Origin of the sequence: Roseiarcus fermentans (assembly GCF_003315135.1) — a bacterium.
Lineage (GTDB): Bacteria > Pseudomonadota > Alphaproteobacteria > Rhizobiales > Beijerinckiaceae > Roseiarcus > Roseiarcus fermentans.
This window is the reverse complement of sequence record NZ_QNRK01000006.1, coordinates 96,599-115,071: the sequence shown is the minus strand read 5'-3', so window position 1 is coordinate 115,071 and position 18,473 is coordinate 96,599. Positions and strand designations below refer to the sequence as shown.

The following is an 18,473-nucleotide window of genomic DNA, read 5'->3' as shown; positions in this document are numbered from 1 at the left end:
GGCGATGACCGACCAAGTCGAGACCGTAGCCGAGCTGAAGCGGATCATCGAGGACAGCCTCGGCGCGGAGCGAATCTCCAGTGTGCGCGTAACCCCTTATCTCGATCACGCCGATGAGCCGGCCTATTCGATCTCCGTGTCGATGACGTCGGAAAAGGATATTCCTGATGCTCGAAGACAGAGCCAGTTGACACGAAGACTTCGGGAGACTCTGACCGATCTCGGCAATCCGCGTTTCCCCTACCTCTATTTTGATGCGCTCGACATCGACAGGTCCTTTGATGACGAGGACGAATTCGAGCCTCTGCCGGAAGATTAGGAGCGATCCTGCGTGACAACATTGGCGGATAACATGCTGGCGACCGCCGACTTGCTCGCGAGTGTCGATTTTCCACGGGCGGGCGCGAACTTGAGACGTTCGGTCTCGACTTCATACTACGCATTGTTCGCACGACTTGCCGCTCTGTGCGCCGAGCGGATTGCGCGTTCTAAGCCGGCCTCGGACAGCTTCAGGTCCGTTTACCGCGCGATCGACCACGGGCACGCCCGCAATGCGTTGCTCGGGCACGTCGAGTTCGGTTCGCCGCTCGGCGACAACTTCAAACGCCTGCAAGAGGCGAGACACTGGGCCGACTACAGCATCGACCCGCACCCCGAGTTCGACAGAGGCGCCGCCGGCCGCTTCACCCGCGCTGAAGCCCAGCAGTTCGTGACGCTCGCACGAGAGACGATCGGCTTCGTCGACGCCCTAGCGCCGGATGCGAAACAAAGATTAGCCGTGCTGCTCGTCGCCCGATCGCGACGATGAGCGCTCAACAGGCCCGATCCCCATGCCCGACCTGCTTCTCGAACTGTTCTCCGAAGAAATCCCCGCCCGCATGCAGCGGCAGGCGGCCGACGACCTCAAGCGGCTGATCACCAACGCGCTCGTCGAGCGCAGCCTGACTTACGAGGGCGCGCAGGCGTTCGTGACGCCGCGGCGACTCGCGCTGCACGTGGTCGGGCTTCCCGGGGCCCAGCCCACCCTGCGCGAGGAGCGAAAAGGCCCGCGCGTCGGCGCGCCCGACGCGGCGATCCAGGGATTCCTGAAGAGCGCCGGCCTGTCCCGCATCGAGGACGCGACCATCGAGAACGACCCGAAGAAGGGCGCGTTTTACGTCGCCGTGATCGAGAAGCCGGGCCGCTCGACCGCCGAAGCGGTGGCCGAGATCGTGCCGGCCGTGGTGCGCGCCTTCCCGTGGCCGAAGTCGATGCGCTGGGGCAAGGCCTCGACGAGGCCCGACGCCCTGCGCTGGGTGCGCCCGCTGCGCGGCATTCTCTGCACCCTCGGCGCCCAGCATGACGCCGCCGAGGTCGTGCCGTTCGCCGTCGACGGGATCGAATCCGGAGAATTCACCTGGGGCCACCGCTTTATGGCGCCGGCGCCGATCGCAGTTCGTCGTTACGACGACTACGTCGATGCGCTCCAGAAGGGCAAGGTCGTGCTCGACGCCGACCGGCGCAAGGCGATCATCGCGGCGGACGCCCGGAACCTCGCTTTCGCCCAGGGGCTCGAGCTGATCGAGGACGAGGCCCTGCTCGAGGAAGTCGCGGGCCTGGTCGAATGGCCGGTCGTGCTCATGGGCCAGTTCGAGGAAGAGTTCCTCGACATTCCGCCCGAGGTCATCCGCGCGACCATCCGCGCCAACCAGAAGTGCTTCGTGCTGAAACGGGCGGACGGAACGCTCGCCAATCGGTTCCTCCTCGTCGCCAATCTGGTCGCCAGCGACGGCGGTGCGGCGATCGCCGCCGGCAACGCCCGCGTGGTGCGCGCCCGCCTGTCGGACGCCCGCCACTTCTGGCTGACCGACCTCCACGACCTGCCGGACTACAAGGACAAGGCCGAAAGGCCGCTCGACCAGCGCCTCGCCAAGCTCGAGGCGCTGGGAATCGTCTTCCACGAGAAGCTCGGAACCCAGGCCGAGCGTATCGAGCGCATCGAGGCGCTCGCCCGCGAGCTCGCCCCGAGGGTCGGCGCCGACATCGAACTCGCCGCGCGCGCCGCGCGCCTCGCCAAGGCCGATCTCGTCACCGAAATGGTCGGCGAGTTCCCCGAGCTGCAGGGTCTGATGGGCCGCTATTACGCCACCCGTCAGGGCGAGGAGGCGAGCGTCGCCGACGCGATCGAGGAGCATTACAAGCCGCAGGGCCCGGGCGACCGGTTTCCGACCTCTCCGGTGTCGATCGCCGTCGCGCTGGCCGACAAGCTCGATACGCTCGGCTCCTTTTGGGCCATCGACGAGAAGCCGACCGGCAGCAAGGACCCGTACGCGCTCAGGCGCGCCGCCCTCGGCGTCATCCGCATCGTGCTGGAAAACGGGCTGCGGCTGCCGCTCGCCGGCCCCCTGACCGCAGCCGTCTGGGGCGCGCTGCTCGACGTCGAGTTCGCGCGCGAGGACGAAGCCGGCGCCGTCGTCCAGTCGCTCGGCAAGCGCGGATTTCCGAAAGGGCCGGAGCTCGACGAGATCGTCGGCGCCGTTTCGCGCGCCGCGCGCCGCGCCGAACCGCCCAACGACGCCAAACTGGCCGCCGTCACCCGCAGCCTCGTCGACTTCTTCGCCGATCGGCTCAAAGTCTACCTGCGCGACAAGGGGGCGCGGCACGACCTGATCGACGCCGTCTACGCCCTTCCCGGCCAGGACGACCTCCTGATGGTCGTCTGGCGGGTCGAGGCGCTCGGCCGCCTGCTGGAAACCGAGGACGGCCAGAACCTGCTCGCCGGATACCGCCGCGCCGCCAACATCTTGCGCGCCGAGGAGAGACGTGACGGCGTCGGCGCCTTCGCGGGCCCGCACGACCCGGCCAAGCTCGTCCTGCCGGCCGAGCGGGACCTCGCCGACACCCTGGCCGCCGCCGGGGCCGCGGCGCGGGAGCGGGTCGGCCGCGAGGATTTCGAGGGCGCGATGCGGGCGCTGGCGAGCCTGCGCGCTCCCGTGGACGCCTTCTTCCTCGACGTGACGGTCAACGCCGAGGATTCCGGGCTCAGGCTCAACCGCCTGAGGCTGCTCGGCGAGCTGCGCGACGCGGTCCATGCGGTCGCGGATTTCTCCAGGGTGGCGGGGTAGCGCGTCGAGCCCCGCGGCGCTCGCGGCATTCGCCATGTTAGCGCCGCGATCTCGGGGTCTAAGGGCCGGGCTTCGCGCGCCCGGGCACGAGCGAAAACGACGACCCGTGCGCGCCGGGCTGGGGTTCTAGACGGTAAAGCGATGGCAGAACATCAGAACGCGCGCGGCTCGCGCAAGTCTTCAGCGGTTCGGCTGGCCATCGCGGCGTTCGCGACGGCGGCGGGGCTTCTCACTGCGACGACCGCCTATGCCGAGAGCACGGAATGCGCGCGCCTGAGGGCGGCGATTGCTTCGGCGCGCGGCGACGGTCAGGCCTCCGCCGCGGCGTCGCGCCAGCGGGCCGAACTCGCCCGCACCAACGCCTATGCCAACTCGATCGGCTGCAGCAACCAAAAATTCCTGTTCTTCGGCTCGGAGCCTCCGCCCCAGTGCGGCGAGATCAAGGGCCAGATCGCCCGCCTGCAGGCGAGCGTCTCCGATCTCGAGGGCCGCGCGGGCGGCGGCCGCGGGGCGCTCGTCGCGCGCTACAATTCCGAATGCGCGGACGCGCCCCAGCAGCCGCGCAACTTCTTCGAGGCGTTGTTCGGCGGCGGGGCCAAGCCTCAAGACCCTTATCAGCCCATCAATCCGGAAACCCTGTCGCCGGACCAGCAGCAACAAACGATCGAGAAGTCGATCGACAAGGAAAAGAAGACAGCCAACGTCTCGGCGGGTTCGTACGCCGTGTGCGTGCGCACCTGCGACGGCAGCTTCTTCCCGGTCTCCTACTCCGGCGCGGGCGGCCGTCTCGAGGACGTGTGCCGGTCGCTCTGCCCCAACGCCGACGTCCAGCTTTATTCCTTCCCGTTCGGCGGCACGATCGAGCAGGCCGTGTCGCTCGCCGGCCAGCGCTACGTCGACATGCCCAACGCGCTGAAGTTTCAGCAGACCTTCGATCCCACCTGCTCGTGCCGGCGCAAGGGGGAGAGCTGGGCGCAGGCGCTGGCCGCGGCCGAGGCGAAATACGGCCACGAGGCGAAGGACATCCTGGTGACCCCCGAGAAGTCGATCGAACTCTCCCGCCCGATCGTCTCGAAGGCCTCCGTCGACGCCAAGGCGAAGCTGAGCAAGGGCGGCAAGCCCGCGCCCGCAACGCTCGATGCGAATCCAGCCGTCGACTCCGGGGCGGCGGGCGCTCCGTCCGACAGTCAGAGCCTGACCGACGCCGGACAGCGCCTCAACGCCAACGGCGAGAATGCAGCCCTCAGCGCCGCGGCGGCGACGGTCAGCCGCGAGACCTCGGGCATTGCGGGCGGAACGGGGCGCTCCGGCGGCGCGTTCTACAGTGAGACGCAGGGCCAGACCGTGACCCAAACCGGCCCGGACGGCGTCAAGACGAAGGTGCGCGTAGTCGGGCCGTCGCTCTAGCCCGGCCGATCAGCGGAAGCAGCGCCGCCAGTTCCGGGCCCGATTCGCGCCCGGTCAGCGCCAGCCGCAGCGGATGATAGAGGTCCCGGCCCTTGCGCCCGGTCTCCGCCTTCAAGACGTTCGTCCATTCGGCCCAGGTCGTCCGGTCCCAGTCGCCGGCGGGCAGACGGTCGGCGGCGAGGGCGAGGAAGGCGGGGTCCTCGACGACCGGGGCCACGGCGCCCTCGACCACGCCGAGCCAGTCGGCCGCGTCGGCGAGCCGGGCGACGTTGCCGCGCACCGCCTGCCAGAAAGCCTCGGCGTTCGACCCCGCGACGCCGATGGCGGCGAGCCGGTCGGCGACCGCCGCGTAGGGCGCGGCATGCAGCGTCCGCGCCGAGAGCGCGTCGAGCTCGGCCTCGTCGAAGCGGGCGGCGCCGCGCGACAGATTGCCGAGATCGACGAGGCCGGCCAGTTCGTCGAGCGAGGCGACCGGCCGCACCGCTTCCGCCGAGCCGACCAGCACCGCCAGCGCCGCGACCGCGAGCGGCTCGACTCCCTTCTCGCGCAACGAGGCGATCGACAGGGCGCCGGTGCGTTTGGAGAGGCCCTCGCCGGCCGCGTCGGTCAGAAGGTTGTGATGGCCGAACTCGGGGGCCCTTCCGGCGAGCGCCTCGAACAACTGGATCTGCACGGCGGTGTTGGTGACGTGATCCTCGCCGCGAATCACGTGGGTGACGCCGAGTTCGATGTCGTCCACAACCGAGGGCAAAGTGTAGAGGTAGGCGCCGTTCTCGCGGCGCAGGACCGGGTCGGACAGCGAGCCGCAGTCGATGTGGCTCGGCCCGCGCACCAGATCGGTCCAGCGGACTGTTCCGGGATCGAGGCGAAAGCGCCAGTGAGGCTTCCGGCCTGCGGCCTCGAGCGCGGCGCGATCGTCGTCGGTCAGGCGAAGCGCGGCGCGGTCGTAGACCGGCGGGCGCCCGAGCGCCTGCTGGCGCTTTCGCCGACGGTCGAGTTCCTCCGGCGTCTCCCAGGCCGGATAGAGTCGCCCCAGAGCCTTGAGTTTTGCAGCCGCATCGTCGTAGAACGCCATCCGTTCGGACTGTCGCCGGACGAGATCGGGTTCGACGCCGAGCCAGGCGAGGTCCTGTTCGATCGAATCGGCGTATTCGGTCTTGGAGCGTTCGAAGTCGGTGTCGTCGAAGCGGAGCACGAAAACGCCGCCGTTGCGGCGGGCGAACAGCCAGTTCAGCAGGGCCGTGCGGGCGTTTCCGATGTGGATGCGCCCGGTGGGAGAAGGGGCGAAGCGGACGATCGGAGCCGGACTCATGAGCCTTCATAGAAGCGTCGTGGAGCGCGGGCAATACTGCTGGCGCGGATTCGCCAATTGAGTACAATGGCATAATGACGATCAGCGCACTTGCGGCCGGAATCTGCGTTTCGGCGGGCGTCGTTCACGGCGTGAGCGTGACTTTGGCGCTGCGTCGTTGCACGCGACGCGGCGCGCATCTGCCGCCGCCCGAAGTCGCGCCGCCGGTGTCCATCGTCCAGCCGCTGTGCGGAATGGAGACGTTCTCGCGCGAGACGCTGCGCTCGATTTTCGATCTCGACTACCCCAACTACGAAATCGTTTTCTGCCTCGCCAATGCCGACGACCCGATCGAGCCGCTCGTTCGCGGCGCGATCGCGGCGCGTCCCGACCGTCCGGCCCGACTCCTGATCGGCGACGACCGGGTCAGCGCCAACCCCAAGCTCAACAATGTGGTCAAGGGCTTCAAGGCGGCGCGCCACGAATGGCTCGTCATGGCCGACTCCAACGTCCTGATGCCGCGCGACTACATCCAGCGGCTTCTGGCGCGCTGGACCGCCGGAACCGGAATCGTCTGCGCCCCCCCGATCGGCTCGATGCCCGAGACGTTCGGCGCGGAGATCGAGTGCGCGTTCCTCAACACCTACGAGGCGCGCTGGCAATATGCGGCCGAGGCCGCCGGGTTCGGCTTCGCGCAGGGCAAGACGATGCTCTGGCGGCGCGACATTCTCGAAGCCGGCGGCGGCATCGAGGCGCTCGGCGCGGAAATCGCCGAGGACGCGGCCTCGACCAAACTGGTCCACAGGCAAGGCCTGAGCGCCCACCTCGTCAACGAACCGTTCCAGCAACCGCTCGGAGCCCGCAAGCTGAAAGACGTGTGGGGCCGTCAGTTGCGCTGGGCGCGGCTGCGGCGCGCGACGTTCCCGGCCCATTTCGCGCCAGAAATCCTCACCACCAGCCTGGTGTTGATCGTCGCGGCGGCTTTCGCGGCGCCGGAGTTCGGCTCGAGCCCCTGGGTGAGCGCGTTTCTCGCAGCCGTCTTCTGGTATGCGCTCGAAGCCCTGCTCGCCTTCGTCGCGGGCTGGCCGCTCGGCTGGCTGAGCCCGCCCGCCTGGATCGCACGCGATCTCCTTCTGCCGCTGCTGTGGGCCGAAGGTTGGCGCGGGGACAGTTTCGTCTGGCGCGGCAACGCCATGAGCGTCGACGAGCGGGCGCTCCGCGAGGCGCCGGAAGGCTCGCCGCCCCAGATGTGAACCGGCCCGCCCGAAGCGCCTGATTTCGTTTCCTCCCGGCCTCACTTCCGCTCAACTGGGCCGCTATCGCCTTGACTTCGTCGAGGCGATCGCCGCGCCGGAGGCTGGTGAGGCAAATCTCGGCGCGGAAGGTCCGGGAGGAGGAAGAACAAGATGGGTTCGTATCGCGAAGACGTCCGCACCCAGGTGTTGAATGCGCTGCATTGGGACGTCGCGGTGCCCCGTCACCGGGTCGCCGTCGAGGTCAAGGACGGCTGGGTTACGATGTCGGGTCAGGTCGACCTGCCCTATCAAAGGCAATGCGCCGAGTCGGACGTCCGCCACGTGCCGGGCGTCGTGGGCGTCATCAACCAGATCCGCCTCCCCGGCGAGACTGCTCAGGGCGCCTCGTCGGGGATCTGATCGGGTGGCCGTCGTCAGACGGTTCTCAGCCAGCCGCCATCGACAAAGTAGGTCGAGCCGACCGAATAGCTGGCGCGCTCCGAGCACAGGAAAACGAAGAAGTTCGCGAGTTCCGCCGGCGTGGCGAAGCGTTTGATCGGCGCGAACTCGCGCGCGACTCCGTCGAGATAACCTTGCCAGTCGCCGCCGGTGCCGGCGGTGAGTTGCTTTGCGGTCTTGATCCAGTCGGGCGTCAGGACGAGGCCGGGGTTGACGCAGTTGACGCGGATGTTGTCGCCGACGAGCTCGGCGGACAGGCACTTCGAAAACATCATCAGCGCCGCCTTGGTCGTGTTGTAGATCGGCTCGTACCACAGCGGCTGGACGGCGCAGATCGAGGCGTTGTGCAGAATGACGCCGCCGCCGCGCGCCTTCATCAGGGGCGCGAGGCCGCGCCCGAGCCGCACCGCCGCCATGACGTGGAGGTCCCAATAGGCCTGCCACTTGTCGTCGGGCGCCTCGGCCACCGTCTCGTTCGAGCCGGCGCCGGCGTTGTTGATCAGAATGTCGGGCCCGCCGTGCGACATTTTTACGGTCTCGATAAGGGTGTCTGTCCCCTCGCGTGTACTGACATCGCAGGCTACGGCGTCTGCGCGAACACGATAGGTCGCCGCAATGCGGGCCGCCTCGTCGCGAACGCGCTCGAAGTCGCGGGCGGCCAAGACAACGACAACGCCTTCGGCGGCGAGCCCTTCCGCGATCGCCAGGCCGATGCCGACGCTGCCGCCGGTCACGACCGCGACCTTGCCCTTCAATCCGAGGTCCATGAGTCCCTTCCCTCTACCAGCACGTGTAGCCGCCGTCCGCCACCACGATCGAACCGGTCATCAGGCTGGCCGCGTCGGAGGCCAGGAACAGAACCACCGCGGCGATCTCGTCCGGCTCGCCCACGCGCCCGATCGGCGTGTTCTCGATCCAGACGTCGTACATCGCCTTGTTCGCCTTCGCCAAGGCGGTGAGCGGCGTATTGACGTAGGTCGGCGCGACCGCGTTCACCCGCACGCCGCGCGCGCCCCATTCCGCGGCGAGCGACTTCGTCAGGTGGTGCACGGCGGCCTTGGAGGCGTTGTAGTTGGCCTGCGCCTGCGGCTTGTTGGCGATGATCCCGGACATCGAGCCGATGTTGACGATCGAGCCGCGCCCCGCCGCCAGCATGGGACGGCCGAAGGCCCGGCAGCACCAGAAGACGCCGTTGAGATTGACGTTGACGACATCGAGCCAGTCGCGGTCGCCGACGTCCTCGGAAGCGGTGTCCGGCCTGGCGACGCCGGCGTTGCAGACCAGCACGTCGATCCTGCCGAAGTCCGACAGGATTCCGGCGGCGGCCGCCTCGACCTGGCCCGGGTCGGTCACGTCCATTTCGACGACGTCGACCAAATAGCCCTTGACGGTCATCGCCGCGCGGGCGTCGTCCGCCGTCCGCCGGTTCCGGTCTGCGATGATGACGCGGGCCCCCGCCTCGCAGAGCGCCTCCACGCACGCGAGCCCGATTCCCTGGGCGCCGCCGGTGACGACGGCGACCCGCCCCTTGAGGTTGAAGCGATCGAGGTACATCTCGCCCTTTCCCGACACTCGGTCGGCTCGACCGGCATGAAACGACGCGAAGGCTCAAGCCCCGCGTTCGAGGTAACCCGCGAGGGTCGCGCGCACGCCATTCGCCCACAAGGCGCCGAGCGCGTCCGAGAACGCCGCGACGTAGACGGGATTGTCCGCCAGGTCGCCGAAGATATCGCCCATCGCGAGGAAGGCGCGGGGGTCGTCGCGGGCGGGTCTCGCCGCCGCCTGCAGGCGATCCCAGGCCGGATCGTTGGGCGGGATGACCTTGCCGCTCTCCGATTCGCCGTAAGCGTAGCGGCACCACAGCGCCGAGACGAGCGCCAGTCCCTCGACGCTGGCGCCGGCCGCGATGCGGTCGCGCGCCGTCGGCAGGATGAACTTCGGCTGCCGGTTCGATCCATCGAGGCAGAGGCGGCTGATGGTGTCGCCGATCTTGGGGTTGGCGAAGCGCTCGGCGACCTTCTGGCGATAGGCCTCGAGGTCGACTTGCGGCGGCGGCGGCACGACCGGGATGATCTCGCGCTTCGTCAGCGTCTCGAGGAAAGCCGCGATCTGCGCATCCTCCATCGCCTCGTGGACGAAGTGGATGTCGAGAAGGCCGGCCGGATAGGCGATCGCGGCATGGCCGCCGTTGAGGATGCGGATCTTCATCAATTCGTAGGGCGCGACGTCGCCGGTGAAGGTGACGCCGACCTTCTCCAGCGCCGGTCGGCCGGCGGGGAACTTGTCCTCGATCACCCATTGCCGGAACGTCTCGCAGAACACCGGCCAGGCGTCGTCGACGCCGTAGGAATCGCGCAGGATCGCGCGCTCGCGATCGGTCGTGGCCGGCGTGATGCGGTCGACCATGGAGTTGGGAAAGGCGACGTTCGCCCGGATCCAGCGCGCGAATTCCGGGTCGGAAAGCTCGGCCAGACCCGCGACCGCGCTTTCCGTCACATGCCCGTTGCCGGGGATGTTGTCGCAGGACATGACCGTGAAGGGCGCGAGGCCCGCGGCCCGCCGGCGCTTCAGGCCCGCCGCGATCAGCCCGAAGGCCGTCTTGGGCGTGTCGGGGTGGGCCGCGTCATAGACGATCTCCGGATGCGCCGGGTCGAAGCGCTGGGTCGCGGGCGAGATGTAGTAGCCGCCCTCCGTCACCGTCAGCGACACGATGCGGATCTCCGGCCGGGCCAGCGCGGCGAGGTTCGCCTCGACGTCGAACGGCGTCACGAAGTCGATCATCGCGCCGGTGACGCGCACCGTGGCGGCGTCCGCCTCCTGCTCGACCACGGTCGTCAGCCAGTCCTGCGCCTGAAGCTTCGCCCGCATGTCGACGTCGGGTTCGCGGACTCCCGCGCCGACGAGCGCCCAGTCGTGGTCGTGGCCGGCGTTGAACAGGTCGTCGAGATAGACCGCCTGATGGGCGCGGTGGAAGTTGCCCACGCCGATATGGAGGATGCCCGGCTTCAGATCCGCGCGACGGTATCTCGGCGCGGCGACGCCGGCCGGCAGGTTCGCCGAAGCGGCGAGGGTGAGTTTGACGCTCATGAGTTTTTGTCCACTGATTCTTGAAGCCCAGGGCCCGAGCCGGCGGCGGCGATCAGTCGATGCGCCGGCCGTTGGTGTCGAACTTGTGGATGTTGGCTTCGCGCGGCGTGACGAAAATCCTCTGGTCCGGCTTCAGCGGCGCTTCCCCTTCGAGCCTGAGCGTCAGCGGGCCGATGCCGTCGCCCTCGGCGTGAACGAAGGTGTCGGAGCCGAGGTGTTCGGCGAGCCGCACCGTCGCCGGCCACTCGCCCGCGGTGGTCGAGACGGCGACGTGCTCGGGGCGGATGCCGAGGATCGCCGCGCCGCGCCTTTCCGACGACGGCCCTTTGATGAAGTTCATCTTGGGCGAGCCGATGAAGCCCGCCACGAACAGGCCGTTCGGCCGGTTGTAGAGTTCGAGCGGCGTGCCGACCTGCGCCACCGATCCCTTGTCGAGCACCACGATCTTGTCGGCCATCGTCATCGCCTCGACCTGATCGTGGGTGACGTAGATCATGGTCGTCTTGAGGTCGTTGTGCAGCTCGCCGATCTCGACCCGCATCTGAACCCTGAGCGACGCGTCGAGGTTGGACAGCGGTTCGTCGAACAGGAACGCTTTCGGCTCGCGCACGATGGCGCGGCCGATCGCGACGCGCTGGCGTTGGCCGCCGGACAGCTGGCGCGGCTTGCGGTCGAGATAGTCGGTGAGGTTCAGCGTCGCCGCCGCCTTGGCCACCTTCCGCTCGATCACGTCGGTCTTCTCGCCCGCCATCTTAAGGGCGAAGGCGATGTTGTTGCGCACGCTCATGTGCGGATAGAGCGCGTAGGACTGGAACACCATCGCGAGGCCCCGCTGCGCGGGGCCGACGTCGGTGACGGCCTTCCCGTCGATCAGCACCTCGCCCGAGGTCACGTCCTCGAGCCCGGCGATGAGCCTGAGCAGCGTGGACTTGCCGCAGCCGGATGGGCCCACGAACACGGCGAACTCGCCGTTCTTGATATCGAGATCGACGCCGTTGATCACGCTGACGCCGCCGAAGGCCTTGCGAACCGACTTCAGTTGAATGCTGCCCATGGTCGCATGTCTCCCTGTTGCCGGCTTATTTGACCGCGCCGAAGGTCAGGCCGCGCACGAGCTGCTTCTGCGAGAACCAGCCGAGAACGAGAATCGGCGCGATGGCGAGGGTCGAAGCCGCCGACAGCTTCGCCCAGAAGAACCCTTCCGGCGCCGAATAAGAGGCGATGAAGGCGGTGAGGGGAGCGGCGTTGGAGGTCGCGAGGTTGAGCGTCCAGAACGCCTCGTTCCACGACAGGATGATCGCGAGCAGCATCGTCGAGGCGATGCCGGGTACGGCCATCGGCGTGAGCACGTAGAGGATTTCGTTGAGCAGCGACGCCCCGTCCATGCGCGCCGCCTCGAGGATGTCGACCGGGATCTCCTTGAAGTAGGTGTAGAGCATCCAGATGATGATCGGCAGGTTCAGGAGCATCAGGACGAAGCCGATGCCCCACAGGCTGTCGAGCAGCCCCAGGTCGCGGAACAGCAGGTAGATCGGAACGAGCACGCCGACCGCCGGCATCATCTTGGTCGACAGCATCCACATCAGGAGGTCCTTGGTGCGTTTGCCGGGCGCAAACGCCATCGCCCAGGCGGCGGGCACCGCGATGAGGAGCCCGACGAAGTTGGCGCCGACCGACAGCACGATCGAATTGAAGGCGTATTTCAGGTAGTTCGAGCGCTCCTGGACCTCGGCGTAGTTTTCCAGCGTCCAGTTGAAGAACAGGAACTTCGGCGGCATCGCGATGGCGTCGAGCTCGCTCTTGAAGCTGGTGAGGAAGGTCCACAGGATCGGGAAGAAGATCAGGAAGGCGACGAGCCATGCGGCGACGGTGACGCCGACCCGCTTGGCCGGGGATTGCTTCATGGCCATCTTGTCAGCCCTCCAGGTTCCGGCCGACGATCCGCATCAGGAAGATCGCGACGATGTTGGCGAGAATGACGGCGACGATACCGCCGGCGGACGCCGCGCCGACATCGAAGTTGAGCAGCGCCTCCTTGTAGACGAGGAAGGGGATGTTGGTGGTGGCTACGCCCGGCCCGCCCCCCGTCGTCACGTAGATTTCTGCGAACACGCTGAGCAGGAAGATCGTCTCGATCAGGATCACGACTGTGATGGCGCGGGCGATATGCGGCAACACGATATAGAAGAAGTACGGGAGGGCGCCGGCGCCGTCGAGTTGCGCCGCCTCCTTCTGCTCCTCGTCGAGCGACTGCAGCGCGGTGAGCAGGATCAGGCTCGCGAACGGCAGCCACTCCCACGAGACGACGATGACAACCGACATCATCGGATGGTTGGTGAACCAGACGACGGGCTCCATGCCGAGCGACCGGGCGATCCAGGCGAACAGCCCCGAGTCGGGGTTCATCAGCAGGTTCTTCCAGACGAGCGCGCTCACCGTCGGCATGACGAAGAAGGGCGCGATCACCATCAGGCGGAGCGCGTTCTGCCCGAACACCGGCTGGTCCATCAGCAGCGCGACGAGGATTCCGCCGCCGACGCTGATCACCAGCACGGAGCCCACGAGAACCAGCGTGTTCACCAGCGCGGAGAGAAAGTCCGGGTCGGAGAGAAAGGCGGCGTAGTTCTGAAAGCCGACGAAACCGATGTTCTCGGCGTCGAGCAGGCTGTAACGCAGGCTCGAGAAATAGAGCGTCATCGCCAGCGGCACGATCATCCACAGGAACAGCAGGATGACCGAGGGCGCCACGAGCACCCGGGCTGCGGCGGAAGTCTGTTGGGTCGCCATCCTTGAAAGGCCTCCCGCGGTTGGTGTCGGCGGCCGTTCCCGGGTTGGGATACGGTGTCAAAGGCTCGGAGAGCCCGTCTGCGAGGCGGACGATTCGTCGTCCCGGCGGATGTCGCGCCGGTCGAAAGGCCCTCCCCAATCGGGGAGGGAAGGGGAGGACGTCTCGAGGACGCCTCGCGGACAAACTGGCCGCGAGGCGGTCCGGATCGAGGCTACTTGATGTAGCCGGCCTTCTTCATCGTGGCGGTCGTGCTCGCCTGGGCCTTGGCGAGCGCGTCGTCGACGGTCATCGTGCCGGCGAGCGCGGCCGAGAAGTCCTGGCCGACGGTCTCGCCCATCCCCTGGAATTCGGGGATCGCGACGAACTGCACGCCCGTATAGGGAACCGGCTTCACGGTCGGGTGGAGCGGGTCGGCCGACTCGATCGATTCGATCGTCAAAGCCGCGAACGGCGCCGCCTTGTCGTAGTCGGCGTTCTTGTAGAGCGAGGTGCGGGTGCCCGGCGGGACGCGCGCCCAGCCGTCCTTCTCGGCCACGAGGTCGGTGTAGTGCTTGCTGGTCGCCCAGGCGATGAACTTCTCGGCCGCCTCGGTCTTGTGCGAGCCGGCCGGCACGGCCAGGGACCACGCCCAGAGCCAGTTGCCGCGCTTGCCGAGGCCGTTGTCGGGAGCGAGCGCGAAGCCGACCTTGTCGGCGACCGTCGACTGCTTGGGGTCGGTCACGAAGCCCGCGGCGACCGTCGCGTCGATCCACATGCCGCACTTGCCGGCGTTGAACAGCGCGAGGTTCTCGTTGAAGCCGTTCGACGAGGCGCCGGGGGGCCCGTCGGCCTTCATCAGCGGCACGTAATAGTCGAGCGTCGCCTTCCATTCCGGCGTGTTGAACTGCGGCTCCCACTTCTCGTCGAACCAGCGCGCGCCGAACGAATTGGCGGTCGCCGTGAGGAACGCCATGTTCTCGCCCCAGCCCGGCTTGCCGCGCAGGCAGATGCCGTAGACCCCTGCGGCCTTGTCGGTCATCTTGTCGGCGGCTTCCTTGATGAAGGTCCAGGTGGGCTTCTCCGGCATGGTGAGCCCGGCCTTCTCCATCAGATCCTTGCGATACATGACGAAAGAGCTCTCGCCGTAGAACGGCGCCGCGTAGAGCTTGCCGTCGAGCGAGAGCCCGGCGCGGATCGGCGGCAGCAGGTCGTCGACGTCGTAGTCGGCGCCGAGCTTGTCGAGCGGCACGAGCCAGCCCTTCTTCGCCCAGATCGGGGTCTCGTAGGTGCCGATGGTCAGGACGTCGAACTGGCCGCCCTTGGTGGCGATGTCGGTCGTCACCTTCTGGCGCAGCACGTTCTCCTCGAGCGTCACCCAGTTGAGCTTGATATCCGGATTGGCCTTGGTGAAATCGTCCGTCATCTTCTGCATGCGGATCATATCGCCGTTGTTGACGGTGGCGATGGTCAGCGTGGTCTCGGCATATGCGGGCAGCGCGAAGCTTGTAAGCGCGACGGCGCCCAGCAGGGCCTTCACGAGAACCTTCATGAACGTAATCCTCCAGTGAGCAACGCCACGTGTGGTGGGCAATTGCTTAGGTAGCGGGCGAATACTCACCATACAGACGCCGCCAAGTCAACGGGAAATCGTCGCTGCGCTGCACAACCGAAAGGCAGTTTCCGCCACCAACACGCCAGGCGAGTTATAACATATTGAAACGACGAGAGTTTGTCCTTTTGCGGGCGCCCAAGTCGCCGGCAGGCGCCTAGCGCTGCAGCAAGTGTTCCGCGGTGCTTTCATCCGTGACGAGCCCGGAAATCAATCCTCCCATGAGAGCCGCCCGCAGGGGCGCCCGCCGGGACGGGCCCATGGCGACGCCGATCACCAGGCGATTGCCGGCCTTGCGCAGCGGCGCGCCGGCGACGCGCAGGTTGAAGCCCTCGGTCAGGACCCGGCCCGCGCCGTCGAACGCCCAGCCGGTGATCTCGCCCACCGCGCCGGCGTTGCGCATCGCCTCGGCCTCCTGCCGGGTGATGATGCCGTCCTGCACGAGCGGGGCCGAATCGCTGATCGAGCCGACGCCGACGAAGATGACGTCGGTGCGCGCGACCATGTCGAACAGGCTCTTCACCGAGGCGAGGCTCGTGAGCAGTTCGCGCTCCTCGACCGATCGGGCGACCACCGGCAGCGGCATGGGATAGTGGGGCGCGCGCACCGTATCGGAAAGCCGGATGATCACGTCGAAGAACGACGAGGAGCCGTCGACCTTGGTGGTGCCGACGAGCGCGACCAGCCTGTGCTGCGGGCACTCCATCGCCGGCAACTGGTCCGCGACGGCGCGCATGGTGCGGCCGGTGCCGATGCCGATGATCGCGGGCTCCGTCCGCCGCAGCCAGCGCTCGAACTCGGTCGCCGCCGCCTGGGCGATGCCGAGCGTCGAGGAGGTCGAGTCCGGGTCGGTCGGAGCGATGTCGCAGTAGCGCAGGTCGTAGCGAAGCTTGAGCGCGGCGGCGAGCTCCATGCAGCGGGCGATCGGATGATCGAGGCGCACCTTGATCAGCCGCTCGCTGATGGCGAGCGACACGAGGCGCTGCGCGGCCTGGCGCGAGATGCCGAGCTTGCGGGCGATCTCGTCCTGAGTGTTGCCGGCGACGTAGTAGAGCCAGCCCGCACGCGCGGCCTCGTCGAGTCTCAGTCCGTCGTGATCGGTTTTTCGCGCCATTCGTGCTCCCGCGCCGCGCCGCGCGCGCGCCATTCCTCGACGAGCTGCGGCAGCCGCGCCATGTCGGCGAAGATGAGCGCCGCCCCTGCGGCCGTCAATTCCTCGGCCTGAGCCGGCTTGGAGAAGTGGCTCGCCCCGGCGAAGCCGAAGACGGTCATCCCTGCGGCGCGCGCCGCGGTCACGCCGGCGACGCTGTCCTCGATCACGAGGCAGTCATGTGGCGCGGCCCGCATGGCGCGCGCGGCGAACAGGAACAGGTCGGGCCAGGGCTTGCCGCGCTGAACTTCCGTGGAGGAAAAGATATTCGGCGCAAACAGCGATTCGTAGTCGGTCACGCGCAAGGCGAAGCGGAGGCGCAGCGGCGCGCTCGAGGAGGCGACGCAGACACGGGCGTCGAGCCCGCCGACCGCCTGACGCACGCCGTCGACGCCTTTCAGCTCGCGCTCGAAGGTCGCGAGAATCTCGCGCGCGAGCGCGGCGGAAAACCCCTTCGGCAACGGCACGCCGCGTTCGCCCTGGATTCGCTCGAGCGCGCCGTCCTGGCGCATGCCGAGAAAGCGTTCGCGCGTCTCCTCGTCGCTCAGACTGAGGCCGGCCTCGCCGAGCATGCGGCGGGTGACGCCGAGGGCGATGAGTTCGCTGTCGACGAGGACGCCGTCGCAATCGAAGATGACGACCTCCGGCCAGCGGGCTTCGCGCATGACCGCCCGCGCCGCGCGTTCCGCCCGCGTCAGTATGGCGAAGGCGCGGCGCTTGCGGGCGTGAAACGCGGCGATCGCGCCGCCCGCGGGCTCGACCCGCGCGCCGAGCGCCGACATCGACGCCATCGCCGAGGTCACGGTTTCGCGCCCCGAGGCCGCAGCGGCGATCATCGCCGAGCCGAGCAGCACGGGTTCGGGCGTCTCGGGCGAGGCGACCGTGATCCCGCAAGCGTCGGCGACGATCCGGCGCACGAGCGGGCTCGCCGCCGCGCCGCCGCTCGCCACGATCGCGTCGAAGACGAAACCGGCGCGCCCGAAGGCCGCGACGATATCGGCGACGCCGTAGGCGAGTCCGCAAACGCCGGCGACATAGAGCGCCTCGAGACTCGCCGCGTCCTCGCTCAGATCGAGCCCAACCACGCCGCCGCGCGCGGAAGAGTCGGCGACCGGCGCCCGCTCGCCGATGAACGAGGGCAGAACGTGGAGGTCGGCGGCGAGGAGGGCCGCCTGCGCGAGCCCGCCCGTCCGCTGGGCCAGCCGCCGCTCGAGCGCGGCGAGGCCGCCGGCCAGACCCTCATGGGACATCGGGTGCATGCGGACGATCCGGTCGATCGCCGCGCCGAAAGCCGACTGTCCGCCGTCGAGCAGCCACTGGCCCGGAGTCAGCGCGGACCAGTGCGGTCCCCACAGGGACTCGACGAAACGCGGCTCGTCCGACACCGCGAGGCAGCCGCACGACGTGCCGAGGATCAGGGCGAGCCGCCGGCGCGGATCGCCGGGCGCCCCGCCCTCGCGCGCCCCGAGCGAGGCGAGCGCGCCGGCATGGGCGTCAACGAGCCCCGCTCCGACCGGCGCGCCTTCCGCGAGCCCCATGGCGGCGGCGGCTTCGGCGGCGAGTCCGCGCCCGAGGGCCGTTCCGGGATCGACGATCTCGGCGCCGAGCCGGGCGAAGCCGTCGGCCGCGAGCGCGCCGAGGCCGACGCTGTCGAGGAACGCTTTCGGCCAGCGCCGTTCGTGCGCCAGATAGCCGAACTTGCAAGCGACCGAGCAGAGCGAGCGCGCGAGCGTCCCCGTCGCGCGGAAGGACAGATAGTCGGTGAGCGAAAGGAAGTGCGCCGCCCTGGCGAAGGTCTCCGGCTTCCTGCGATTGAGCCAGGCGAGCTTGGGGATCTGCATCTCGGGCGACAGCGCGCCGCCGACATAAGCCAGAACCTCGTGCCCGCCGGCGTTGATGCGCTCCGCGTCCTCGGCCGCGCGGTGGTCCATCCAGGCCATGACGTCGCGGCCGGGGGCGTCCGCCCGGTTGATCGACAGCGGCGCAAGCCGGGCGTCGAGCGCGACGAGCGAGCAGGTGGCGGCGAAGCCGACGCCGGCGAAGGCGTCGGGCGGAAGGCCGCTGGTCGCCACGGCCTCGCGCACCGCCTCGGTCGTGGCGCGCCAGATGTCGGCCGTGGACTGCTCGACGACGTCGCCGGGTTCGCGCCAGAGCGCGACCGGCCGCCTGGCGGTGGCCAACAACCGGCCGCCGGCGTCGAACGCGCCGGCGCGGGCGCTGCCCGTGCCGACGTCCACTCCGATATAGGCCGTGTTCATCGCGCCCGAGGCCGCCCTTTCCGCAGGGCGCCGAGAGTCGGACTTTTGCGCCGCCGTGGCAAGCGGCCGGGCCGGCGTTGCCGCGCCGCGGCGCGGAAACCGCCCT

At 68.5% G+C, this 18,473-nt stretch carries 16 protein-coding genes; 6 read left to right on the top strand and 10 right to left on the bottom strand.

Annotation, left to right across the window (positions count from 1 at the left end; all coding sequences use genetic code 11):
• Window positions 1–4: 4 nt before the first annotated feature.
• From DFR50_RS06900 to DFR50_RS06885, 4 genes are all read left to right on the top strand, one after another.
• Entirely contained in the window at window positions 5–319 is a 315-nt protein-coding gene (locus tag DFR50_RS06900; RefSeq protein WP_147262672.1) for a hypothetical protein, read from the top strand.
• Between the two features lie 33 nt (window positions 320–352).
• A complete protein-coding gene (locus DFR50_RS06895) occupies window positions 353–808 on the top strand; it encodes a hypothetical protein (RefSeq protein WP_147262671.1) in 456 nt (151 codons plus the stop codon).
• A 22-nt stretch (window positions 809–830) separates the two neighbouring features.
• Complete coding sequence (glyS, locus tag DFR50_RS06890; RefSeq protein ID WP_113888463.1) at window positions 831–3,104, top strand: glycine--tRNA ligase subunit beta; 2,274 nt, start codon at window positions 831–833, stop codon at window positions 3,102–3,104.
• Window positions 3,105–3,245: 141 nt separating this feature from the next.
• The gene (locus DFR50_RS06885) at window positions 3,246–4,511 is read left to right on the top strand and encodes a DUF2865 domain-containing protein (protein ID WP_113888462.1); all 1,266 of its coding nucleotides are present in this window, start codon (window positions 3,246–3,248) and stop codon (window positions 4,509–4,511) included.
• Here the strand turns inward: DFR50_RS06885 and DFR50_RS06880 are convergent.
• Window positions 4,474–5,823, bottom strand: a complete 1,350-nt coding sequence (locus DFR50_RS06880; protein WP_113888461.1) for a glutamate--tRNA ligase — start codon at window positions 5,821–5,823, stop codon at window positions 4,474–4,476. The two genes, DFR50_RS06885 and DFR50_RS06880, sit on opposite strands and share 38 nt — an antisense overlap.
• A 74-nt stretch (window positions 5,824–5,897) precedes the next feature.
• Here DFR50_RS06880 and DFR50_RS06875 point away from each other — a divergent pair, with 74 nt between their 5' ends.
• Both DFR50_RS06875 and DFR50_RS06870 read left to right on the top strand, forming a co-directional pair.
• On the top strand, window positions 5,898–7,055 hold the full coding sequence (locus DFR50_RS06875) for a ceramide glucosyltransferase (protein WP_113888460.1): 1,158 nt from the start codon (window positions 5,898–5,900) through the stop codon (window positions 7,053–7,055).
• A 153-nt stretch (window positions 7,056–7,208) separates the two neighbouring features.
• Window positions 7,209–7,457: a BON domain-containing protein gene (locus tag DFR50_RS06870; protein ID WP_113888459.1), complete on the top strand. Its 249-nt coding sequence runs from the start codon at window positions 7,209–7,211 to the stop codon at window positions 7,455–7,457.
• A 14-nt stretch (window positions 7,458–7,471) separates the two neighbouring features.
• Here DFR50_RS06870 and DFR50_RS06865 read toward each other — a convergent pair whose 3' ends face one another.
• The 9 genes from DFR50_RS06865 to DFR50_RS06825 all read right to left on the bottom strand — a co-directional run bounded on the left by DFR50_RS06865 (window position 7,472) and on the right by DFR50_RS06825 (window position 18,367).
• Window positions 7,472–8,263 carry an SDR family NAD(P)-dependent oxidoreductase gene (locus DFR50_RS06865; RefSeq protein WP_113888458.1) on the bottom strand — a complete coding sequence of 264 codons (792 nt, stop codon included), beginning with the start codon at window positions 8,261–8,263 and terminating at the stop codon, window positions 7,472–7,474.
• Between the two features lie 13 nt (window positions 8,264–8,276).
• A complete protein-coding gene (locus tag DFR50_RS06860; RefSeq protein ID WP_113888457.1) occupies window positions 8,277–9,050 on the bottom strand; it encodes an SDR family NAD(P)-dependent oxidoreductase in 774 nt (257 codons plus the stop codon).
• 54 nt (window positions 9,051–9,104) lie between these two features.
• A complete protein-coding gene (locus tag DFR50_RS06855) occupies window positions 9,105–10,583 on the bottom strand; it encodes a mannitol dehydrogenase family protein (protein ID WP_113888456.1) in 1,479 nt (492 codons plus the stop codon).
• A 52-nt stretch (window positions 10,584–10,635) separates the two neighbouring features.
• Window positions 10,636–11,637, bottom strand: a complete 1,002-nt coding sequence (locus DFR50_RS06850) for an ABC transporter ATP-binding protein (protein WP_113888455.1) — start codon at window positions 11,635–11,637, stop codon at window positions 10,636–10,638.
• Window positions 11,638–11,662: 25 nt separating this feature from the next.
• Window positions 11,663–12,493 carry a carbohydrate ABC transporter permease gene (locus tag DFR50_RS06845; RefSeq protein ID WP_113888454.1) on the bottom strand — a complete coding sequence of 277 codons (831 nt, stop codon included), beginning with the start codon at window positions 12,491–12,493 and terminating at the stop codon, window positions 11,663–11,665.
• A gap of 4 nt (window positions 12,494–12,497) precedes the next feature.
• Window positions 12,498–13,370, bottom strand: coding sequence for a carbohydrate ABC transporter permease (locus DFR50_RS06840; RefSeq protein WP_113888453.1), 873 nt, complete (start codon window positions 13,368–13,370; stop codon window positions 12,498–12,500).
• A gap of 212 nt (window positions 13,371–13,582) precedes the next feature.
• Window positions 13,583–14,899, bottom strand: a complete 1,317-nt coding sequence (locus DFR50_RS06835; protein ID WP_113888452.1) for an ABC transporter substrate-binding protein — start codon at window positions 14,897–14,899, stop codon at window positions 13,583–13,585.
• 217 nt (window positions 14,900–15,116) lie between these two features.
• Complete coding sequence (locus DFR50_RS06830; RefSeq protein ID WP_113888451.1) at window positions 15,117–16,073, bottom strand: sugar-binding transcriptional regulator; 957 nt, start codon at window positions 16,071–16,073, stop codon at window positions 15,117–15,119.
• Entirely contained in the window at window positions 16,043–18,367 is a 2,325-nt protein-coding gene (locus tag DFR50_RS06825) for an FGGY family pentulose kinase (protein WP_113888450.1), read from the bottom strand. The genes DFR50_RS06830 and DFR50_RS06825 overlap by 31 nt, the downstream gene beginning before the upstream one ends.
• Window positions 18,368–18,473: the final 106 nt, after the last annotated feature.